The organism is Desulfurella sp. (assembly GCF_023256235.1).
In the GTDB taxonomy this organism is placed as follows: domain Bacteria; phylum Campylobacterota_A; class Desulfurellia; order Desulfurellales; family Desulfurellaceae; genus Desulfurella.
Map to the genome: position 1 here is coordinate 1 of NZ_JAGDWY010000084.1, position 9411 is coordinate 9411.

A 9411-nucleotide genomic window follows, 5' to 3' on the forward strand; every position below is an offset into this window, starting at 1 on the left:
AAAATTTAATATAAATTTCAAATTTTTTACGCAATATTGTAAACTTATAGACTGCAGTTATTTTACTAATTATGCTTTTGCTTGAATTAGGACTTGACTTTTTTAATTGAGTCTAATATACTTAAAAGAAACTAAACTTGTGAGTTTAAAAATGAATATCACGCCTGTTTTAGAAGATTATTTAGAAAGAATACTGATTATGCAAAAAGAAAATAAAGTTGCCAGGGTAAAAGATTTGGCAAATTACTTTAAAGTAAAAGCGCCTTCTGTTGTTGATGCTATATCAAAATTAAAAAAAGAAGAGCTTGTTGAGCAAGAATCGTATGGTTTTATTACGCTTACACCTAAAGGCAAAACACTTGCACAAGAAATTTATAAAAAGCATATTCTTTTAAAAGATTTTTTGCATAAAGTATTATATTTAGACGAAACACTTGCAGAAGATGATGCCTGTAAAATCGAACACTATTTAAGCAAAAAAACAATAGATCATATTTTAGCATTTATGGATTTTATAAAATGCAAAGATGGTTTACCAAAATGGCTTGATCACTTTTATTATTTTGTTGATACAGGCAATAGACCACCAGACTGCAAGTGTCAAGAAGATGATTGAGTTCTCATTTGTTTGACAAAATTAGGGTGTTTTGTTATATTAAAAAAGCTCAATTTGCGAGCGTGGCGGAACTGGTAGACGCGCTAGACTTAGGATCTAGTGCCGCAAGGTGTGGGAGTTCGAGTCTCCCCGCTCGCACCAAAGTGGTAAAATGATTAACTACGCAATATTGACTATACTTATTGTACTGATTATAGTAGCTTTTTTTATTTTGTTTAAGATTTCAAGATTGCATGGTTATATAGAAAAAATTGATCAATTAATCAACATTCAAAATCAAATTGAAAACAATTTAAAAGGAGAACTTTCAAACACCAAAAATGATATAAATTCTAACTTTAGATTAATGCTAGATGGCAATGATAGGCTCCTTGGTGCATTAGATAGAAATTTAAAAGAAAAAATGGAAGCTATTGAAGCGCTGTTGTCTAAATCTTTATCAGATGTGTCAATAAAACAGGAGAAACTTATACAATCAAACGAAGATAAGCTCGACAAATTTGCATTAAAATTGGAATCTCAAACTCAAACATTAGAAAAGCATTTAGACTCAATAAGGCAAACTACTGAAGAAAAACTTGAAAAAATCAGAGTTGATAATGAAGCCAAGCTTGAACAAATGCGCCAGACTGTTGATGAAAAACTCCATGAGTCGCTTGAAAAAAAATTGGGAGAATCGTTTAAACAGGTCAGTGATAGACTTGAGATGGTATATAAGGGTTTAGGTGAGATGCAAACTTTAGCAAATGGCGTTGGGGACTTAAAAAGAGTTTTGACTAATGTAAAAAATAGGGGAATCCTTGGAGAATTACAGCTTGAGAAAATACTTGATGACATATTAAGCCCAGCTTTTTACGAAAAAAATGTTAAAGTTAAACCAAATAGCAATGAAGTAGTTGAATTTGCAATAAAATTACCCGGAAACCACAAAAATGAAACTGTATATTTACCATTGGATTCAAAATTTCCGATAGAAAATTATCAACGTTTGCTGGACTACTATGAAACAGGACAGCTTGATCAAATAAGCAATGCTCAAAAGGCCCTTGAGCAAAATATCAGACAATCTGCAAAAGATATAAAAACAAAATACATTGAAGTTCCATATACGACTGATTTTGGCATAATGTTTTTACCGTATGAAGGTTTATACTCTGAAGTGTTGCGTATCGATGGTTTATTTGAATCAATTATGAAAGAATATAAAGTAGTTATAACCGGTCCTACTACGCTTGCAGCTTTTTTAAACAGTCTCCAGATGGGTTTTAGAACGCTAACAATAGAAAAAAATGCTCATAAAATAATGGAAACCCTTTTGCAGGTTAAAAAAGAGTTTGAAAAATTTGGAGATGTTTTAGAAAAAGCCCAAAGCAAAATTAAAGCCGCAGATAAAGAGTTAGAAGATTTAGTGGGCGTTAGAACAAGAAAAATTCAGCTTGCTTTAAAAGATGTACAAACACCAACAGACAATTTTTTCCCATTAAATGATAATTAATTTTATACTTGACAAAATAATAAAAAGTGATATAGACTACCTAAATAACTAAAAAAAGGGGGGAAAATGGATCCAAAAATATCTGAATTTTTTGATTGTATTGAGCCTTCATGCATTAGAAAAGCGGGCATAATGTTTAGTCAAAGACAATCTAAAAATGCAAATGAGCAAGTAAAAGCAATAAATGTAGCGATAGGTAATGTATCTTTACCAACACATCCTGCTATGCTTAAAAGATTCTTAAACCCAAAAGACGATCAATTAACAAAAGGTATATGGCGCTATACACAAACGGAAGGTATTGACGAGGTAAATGATGCTTTTAAAAATATCATAAGATCATTTTTAAAACCAGAATGTAAACCAAATCTTTATAGCCTGGTTGATACAGGCGGCTCTCATATTATGAGACTTGTTATGTTGGGTGTTTGTGGTAAACCATTAAGCGGTGAAAAACCACTTTTAGTGGTAGATCCAGTTTACACAAATTATGTATCAATAGGCGAAGAGATAGGTAGAAGCGTTATTTCAATAGCAAGGGATTTAACACCAGATGGTGTTTTTAGTGAAATTGATTTGGATTATTTAGAAAATCTTATAAAAACTTATAAACCAGGCGGTTTACTTATTATTCCATACGACAACCCTTCAGGAATTCTTACCACACAAAAACAAATAAATGAGTATGCAAAAATTTGTATGAAACACAATATGTTTTTAATTAGCGATGAAGCTTATCGGGGGCTTTATTATATAGATGACATTGATTATGCACCATCAATTTGGAATATTTCAGAACACGATGTAAAAGGTATAGAAAGTGCAGGCATTAGAATAAGCATAGAAACACTTTCTAAAGTTTTTAATGCTTGTGGTTTGAGAATGGGTGCTTTGGTTACAGATAATAAGTTGTTTTTTGAGCAAGCACGTGCTGCAAACACTACCTATCTATGTCCATCTGCTATAGATCAATACATTGCGGGTGCTTTGGCTCATGAATCATTAAATGATCTTCAAAACTGGGTTAAAAATTTAAGGGAATACTATAAAAAAATACTGAAAAATTTATACAATAACTTTAAAAAACTTGACCCAAATATTGTTGTGACTCAACCTCAAGCATCTATTTATTCTATTGTTGATGTAAGAAATATTGTAAAACCTGGTTTTGACATGGATGATTTTGTAATGTATTGCGCAAATGAAGGTTTTGTTGATGTCTTGGGTCAGAAAATGACGCTTTTAGTTGCCCCAATTAGAGGTTTTTATAAAAATCAAAATGTTTTTGCCAATACCCAGGCAAGAATTGCCTGTGTGGTAAGCGAAGAAGAAATGGAATATGTACCATATTTATTTGTGGAGCTTGTTAAACAATACGAACAAAAAAGATCGATTGGTTCTAAAGTTTCTAATATGTAAGATTAAGAACGGATATGTTTTTTAATGATTCCGCCTGTTGCTTGAGAGATGGGGTGGGCTATAATAAAAGCCCCTTCATCTATATCAAAAATCATTTTTTTTAATTTAATCATTTCAAGGCGTGTAACAACACAAGATAGAGATTCTTGTTCTACTCCTGTATATCCGCCATAAGTTTTGTAAACTGTAACACCTTTTTTGAATTCATGAATAATCATGTTTTTAATTTCTTGACTTTTGTTTGATATTACAATTACATTATTATATTCTTCTATACCGTATATAACAAAGTCCATAGTTTTGTAGGCACTAAAGTAGGCTAAAATAGAATATAAAGCTTTATCAATACCTAAAAAGAATGAGGCGCACATAAATATAAGTATATTTAAAAAAAGTATTACATTTCCTACTGTTATAGACAACTGTTTACCAATAACAACTGCCATTAATTCTGTACCGTCTGATATGCCCCCATTTTTTACAACCAGACCGACGCCCGTACCCAGAAAAAATCCTCCAAATACAGCACTGAGTAATTTATCATGCGTTATGCTTGGAAAATTGATAAAAAATACAAAAAAGCCCAAAAGAAAGATTGCAAAAATGCTTTTTATCATAAATAATTTTGAAATATTAAAGTAACCAAATATCAAAAATGGTATATTAAGTGCAATAATAGACAAACCTAAATCAATGTGGAAAATAAAGTGAATAAGCATTGAGATTCCTGTAACGCCACCATCTATAAACTCGTTTGGGAGTAAAAAACTTTTTATGCCAAAACTTTCTATTAATACGCCAAAAGCAACGAAGAAAAAACTTATAAAACCACTATAAAAATTTTCTTTACTCAATCAATCCTCTATCTGACTTAGTTTTTTAGTTTGATCAGCAATTAAAAGTGCTTCTATTAATTCATCAAGTTCACCTTCAAGTATTTGATCAAGTTTGTACAATGTTAAATTAATCCTGTGATCAGTTACGCGCCCTTGAGGAAAATTATATGTTCTAATGCGCTCAGATCTATCACCACTACCAACCTGTGCTTTTCTGGTTTTTGCTATTTGTGATTCTTGTTGGCTTCTGTAAAAATCAGATAATCTAGCGTATAGGATTTTCATTGCTTTTTCTTTATTTTTGTATTGAGATTTTTCATCCTGACAGGTAACTACTATGCCTGTTGGTATATGAGTTATTCTTACAGCAGAATCTGTTGTATTTACGTGCTGGCCACCGGATCCAGAAGATCTATAAACATCGATTCTTAAATCATCAGGGTTTATATTTACTTCTATTTCGTCAGCTTCTGGCAATACGGCTACTGTTGCAGCAGATGTGTGAATTCTGCCCTGAGATTCAGTAATTGGAATTCTTTGAACCCTATGTGTGCCACTTTCAAATTTAAATCTGGAATACACACCTTTTCCTCTGATATTTACTATTATCTCTTTTATACCGCCTGTATCAGATAAACTTTTTTCTAAAATTTCTACTTTAAAATTGTGATTTTCTGCATATCTGACGTACATCCTGAATAAATCCTGTGCAAAAAGTGCAGCTTCTTCACCGCCAGTTCCAGCTCTAATTTCTAGAATTATATCTTTTTCATCAAGTGGATCTTTAGGGAGCAACATAATTTTTAACTCATCTATCAATTGGGAACTTTTTGTTTGTAAATCTTTGATTTCTTCTTTTGCTAATTCTTTTAATTCGTTGTCTTTTAATAATTCTTCGTTTTGCTTGATTTGTTTTTGCATATTTTTGTATAGTTTGTATTTTTCTACAATAGGTGTAATTTTTTTTAATTCTTCGTTGAGAGTTTTTAATTTTTCATAGTCGTTTAAAACTTCATTTGAACTCATTTGTTCTTGAATATCGTTATATTTTTTTTCTAATGATTCTAATTTGTCTATCATTTAATCTCCTACCTTTAAGCTATTTAATTTTTCTTCATCTATATTTTTAAGATTTTCAAATATTTGATAGCCTTCTTCTGAAACACATAAAACACTTTTAGCTTTTTTAGAATATCTTAAAATAATTTGTGATGCAAGTATTTTTTGGTTTTGTGAAGATTTTTTTAAGAATATTGCACACGTTCCAGGTTGATCAGGTGTTTCAAAAAAATCGAATTTATCTTTATAACTTGCTATTATATCATATTCATTTTTTTGACGCGCAACAACAAGTAAATTATCATCGATTACAAAGTGTCTACCAATGTGAGCAATGTTATAATGTTCTAAAAGACCAAGTTTTAAGAAGTTTTTAAGTCTTTTTGCAAAGTAAGGTTCTGTAAGCAAGCATCCTCCAGCTGGAGTTTCAAAATTTTCAATATTAAAAAGTTTGGCAAGGGCAAGTTGAGGTTTTCTAGACCTTCCAGATATAGCATATAGTTTGTTTCTATCAACAATACCAGTTTTTTCAGGCAGTGTAATTGGAAGAAATTTAGCAGAAAGTGGTCTTAAAACAAGGTTTTCAAGTTGAGATTTTCTTTCTATTAAAATAATATTTGCTTTGTTTCTCTGGCTAAAGGGTCTCTGACTTAAAACTTCTCCTGTTATTATAAAAGAAGCACCAGTTTTTTCCATTAGTTCTTTAGCTTTTTCAAACATCAAAATCCTGCAATCCAAGCATGGATTTAGATTTTTACCATAGCCGTACTTAGGCTTTTTGATTATATTTAAATACTGTGTATCAATTTCAACTATATTAAGTTCAACGCCGAGTTTGTCTAAATTTTGTTTTAAAGTTTTTATATCTTTTTTATAAAATGGTGTTTTTATAAAAAGTGCCGAGATTTCAAGACCAAGATTTACCGCTATATGTACAGCAAGGAGACTATCTAAACCACCAGAATATAAAACAACAGCTTTATTGTTCATTAGATATAATTTTTTCGACCTCTTGATCACTTAGTTGATGGAAATCTTCATAATACATGCCAACACTGAAAAAAGGATCACTTGAAACTATAAGAGCAATCACAGGTACTGTTTTATTTAATTTTTCAAAAGTATCCTCTGCTATAACAGGTGCAGCTACAATAATTTTTTTTGGGTGTAATTTTTGTATGTCTTTTATGGCGGCTTCCATAGAAAGACCTGTGGCTATGCCATCATCGACCAGTATAACAGTTTTTGAATCAAGATTTTCAATAGGTTTTTTTCTATATTGTTTTATGTAGGATTCGATTTTGTTTTTAGTTTCTTTTATTGTTTTACTTGTGATTAGATTTGAAAAAAAAGGATCAATAACCATTTCGCCAAATTCACCCATAGCACCAATTGCAAATTCTTCATTATCTGGGTGAGGTATTTTTTTTGATATGTAAATATTAAATTCAACATTGAGCATTTTTGCTAAAATTGAAGCGATAGGCACACCACCCCTTGGCAGAGCTAATATGATAGTTTTTTCATCTATGTAGTCTTTCAATTTTTTAGCTAGTTCTATGCCTGCTTCTTGTCTATTTTTAAATCGAAATTTCATAAATGTCTTCTAAATCTCTGTATTGTTCGTTATAATCCATACCAAACCCAACTAAAAAACCTTTTTCGATGTCAAATAACTTAAAAGAAGGTTCAATGTTTACAATTCTGCTTTCTTTTTTATCTATAGCAACGCAAATATATACATCTTTTGCACCCAAACTTAAAATATAGTTTTTAACTTTAGATATTGTTTGTCCAGTATCCAATATATCATCAATTAATAAGCAAACTTTACCTTTTACATCCAATGTTGGCTTTTTAATCCATTTTAAATCAGTGCTTTTATCGTATTCGTAGCTTTTAACGCCAATGGATTCGTACTTATAGTTAAATTTAAAATATTTTGATAGTTCGTCAAAAAATGGTTTTCCACCTTTTTCAATATAAAATACTACTATATCTTGATTGTTAAATATTTCATTTATTTGATTCGACACTTCAATTACATGCTTTTTAATATCGTTTTTATCGATAATTTTTTTTAAATTCATAATACTCCAGCAATTTGTGCATTGCACTTTGGGCATTTGTTGCCGGAAAGTGCATTTTTAATTATAGCAAAACCACTTCGTTCAATCAATAATTCACCACAATTATAGCAATAGGTATTTTCAAGGTTATTTTTTGGTATGTTTCCACCATAAACATACCTTAGACCTACCGATTTTCCAATATCGTAAGCTTTTTGAATGGTTTTTATGCTTGTTGGAGGAATACTGGTAAGTTTATATGTAGGATAAAAAGCACTTATGTGCCATGGTATATTTTGATCCACAGATTTTATAAATTTAGCTATATTTTCAATTTCTTTTTCAGAATCATTCAGCGTAGGTATTATAAGAGTTGTTAATTCAACCCAGATCCCTTTTTGTTTTGCATACTCAATGCTCGATAAAACAGGTTTTAGTCTACCACCGGCTATATTTTTGTAAAAATCTTCATTCATTGATTTTAAATCAATATTTACTGCATCTATTAAATCAGACATCATATCTATTGCCTGTTTTGTAAAAAAACCATTTGTAACAAAAACATTTTTTAAACCTTTTGATTTAGCAATTTTAGCAGTGTCTATTGCATATTCAAAAAATATAGTGGGTTCTGTATATGTATAAGCAATAGAGCTACAATCAAAAAATATAGCATCTGATACCACATTATTAACAGAATAATATTTTCCTGCTGGTTCATTATGGTAGTACATATATTGGCTGATTTCATAATTTTGGCAGTTTAAGCATGTAAAATTACATCCCACAGTAGCTATCGAATAGCTTCTTGACCCCGGTAAAAAATGGTATAATGGTTTTTTTTCAATAGGATCTACTGCTTGAGCAATAACTTTCTCATAAACTAGACTATAAAGTTTTCCGTTTATATTTTTTCTAACTATGCAAATGCCACTTTTATCTTCTTCTATTATACATCTGTGAGCACACAAATCACATCTGACTTTTTTTTCATTTAAATGTTTATATAGATAGGCTTCTTTCATATCCAACTCCTTATATAAGTGGTAAACTTATTCTAAATATAGTACCATTTTCATCGCTTTCAACATCAACAGAGCCACCATGTAGATTGATTATATTTTTAACAATAGGTAAGGCCAAACCTTTTTTTGTTGATCCACCAGATACAAATGGCTCAAAAATATTATTTAAGATAGCTTTAGGTATTATATGTTGTCTGTTTGAGATTTCAATAATTAATATTTTTTTATTCGAAATTGTTTTTTGGTATGTTTGTATATAAATTTTTATCAAATCATTTTTTGTTTCAATTAAACTATCTATAATATTGTTTATCGCAACAGTAAACTTTTTTTTGTCCAATTTTACAAATTTTGTGTGTTCATCCATGTTTACAATAAAGTCCAGGTTTTTTATTCTTTTTTTAAAGTCAAACATTATATTATTAAATAGTGCTATTATATCAACATCTTCAAATACCATTTTACCATCAGATATTTGTAAAACATTATTTAATACAACATTAAGTTTTTTACTTTCATTTTTAATCTTTTCTATGTATTTATCTATATCTTCAAGTTTTCCTTCTTTGATTTTTCTATTTTATTTTCGGAATTTGATATGTCTGTTTTTATGGAATATAATCTCTTATATATCTCATTAAGAGAATTCTCTTTGGATCTTATAGATTCTTCCAGCTTGCTCTTTTCATCATTAAGTTTATTACCCTCCTCCAGATCAACTTTTATATTCTTTGACCTTATCTCATCTATCCTTTTTTCTAATTCTAATTTTTGAAGATTAAGAGACTGCATCTGCTTTTCCTTTTCAGACAACTGCGCACTCAGCTTGTCGTAACTCTCTTTTTTACCTTTTAGGAACTTTATATCGCTCTCTAATGAGTCAATATTTTTC

The 9411-nt window shown here is 30.2% G+C and carries 10 protein-coding genes, 1 tRNA gene and 1 pseudogene; 4 read left to right on the top strand and 8 right to left on the bottom strand.

Going from position 1 to position 9411, the window contains the following annotated elements:
- Positions 1-151: 151 nt before the first annotated feature.
- The 4 genes from Q0C22_RS09030 (at position 152) to Q0C22_RS09045 (ending at position 3530) form a co-directional block, all read left to right on the top strand.
- Positions 152-616: a metal-dependent transcriptional regulator gene (locus Q0C22_RS09030; RefSeq protein ID WP_291493960.1), complete on the top strand. Its 465-nt coding sequence runs from the start codon at positions 152-154 to the stop codon at positions 614-616.
- A gap of 56 nt (positions 617-672) precedes the next feature.
- Positions 673-757, top strand: a tRNA-Leu gene (locus Q0C22_RS09035).
- Between the two features lie 10 nt (positions 758-767).
- The gene (locus tag Q0C22_RS09040; RefSeq protein ID WP_291493962.1) at positions 768-2111 is read left to right on the top strand and encodes a DNA recombination protein RmuC; all 1344 of its coding nucleotides are present in this window, start codon (positions 768-770) and stop codon (positions 2109-2111) included.
- Positions 2112-2177: 66 nt separating this feature from the next.
- Entirely contained in the window at positions 2178-3530 is a 1353-nt protein-coding gene (locus Q0C22_RS09045; protein WP_291493965.1) for a pyridoxal phosphate-dependent aminotransferase, read from the top strand.
- A 2-nt stretch (positions 3531-3532) separates the two neighbouring features.
- On the opposite strand, the gene Q0C22_RS09050 is transcribed toward Q0C22_RS09045, so the two are convergent.
- From Q0C22_RS09050 to Q0C22_RS09085, 8 genes and pseudogenes are all read right to left on the bottom strand, one after another.
- Complete coding sequence (locus tag Q0C22_RS09050) at positions 3533-4384, bottom strand: YitT family protein (RefSeq protein WP_291493967.1); 852 nt, start codon at positions 4382-4384, stop codon at positions 3533-3535.
- On the bottom strand, positions 4385-5446 hold the full coding sequence (gene prfA, locus Q0C22_RS09055) for a peptide chain release factor 1 (protein WP_291493968.1): 1062 nt from the start codon (positions 5444-5446) through the stop codon (positions 4385-4387).
- Entirely contained in the window at positions 5447-6415 is a 969-nt protein-coding gene (locus Q0C22_RS09060) for a hypothetical protein (RefSeq protein ID WP_291493969.1), read from the bottom strand.
- Complete coding sequence (locus Q0C22_RS09065; RefSeq protein WP_291493970.1) at positions 6405-7022, bottom strand: phosphoribosyltransferase; 618 nt, start codon at positions 7020-7022, stop codon at positions 6405-6407. Before Q0C22_RS09065 ends, Q0C22_RS09060 begins: the two co-directional genes overlap by 11 nt.
- Positions 7006-7515 (bottom strand): phosphoribosyltransferase, encoded by a 510-nt coding sequence (locus Q0C22_RS09070; protein ID WP_291493971.1) that lies wholly within the window; start codon positions 7513-7515, stop codon positions 7006-7008. The genes Q0C22_RS09065 and Q0C22_RS09070 overlap by 17 nt, the downstream gene beginning before the upstream one ends.
- Positions 7512-8519: an AmmeMemoRadiSam system radical SAM enzyme gene (gene amrS, locus Q0C22_RS09075; RefSeq protein WP_291493973.1), complete on the bottom strand. Its 1008-nt coding sequence runs from the start codon at positions 8517-8519 to the stop codon at positions 7512-7514. The genes Q0C22_RS09070 and amrS overlap by 4 nt, the downstream gene beginning before the upstream one ends.
- 10 nt (positions 8520-8529) lie before the next feature.
- Positions 8530-8979 carry a HAMP domain-containing sensor histidine kinase gene (locus Q0C22_RS09080; protein ID WP_291493974.1) on the bottom strand — a complete coding sequence of 150 codons (450 nt, stop codon included), beginning with the start codon at positions 8977-8979 and terminating at the stop codon, positions 8530-8532.
- An 83-nt stretch (positions 8980-9062) separates the two neighbouring features.
- Positions 9063-9411 (bottom strand): annotated as a pseudogene (locus tag Q0C22_RS09085) (hypothetical protein); the annotation flags it as partial.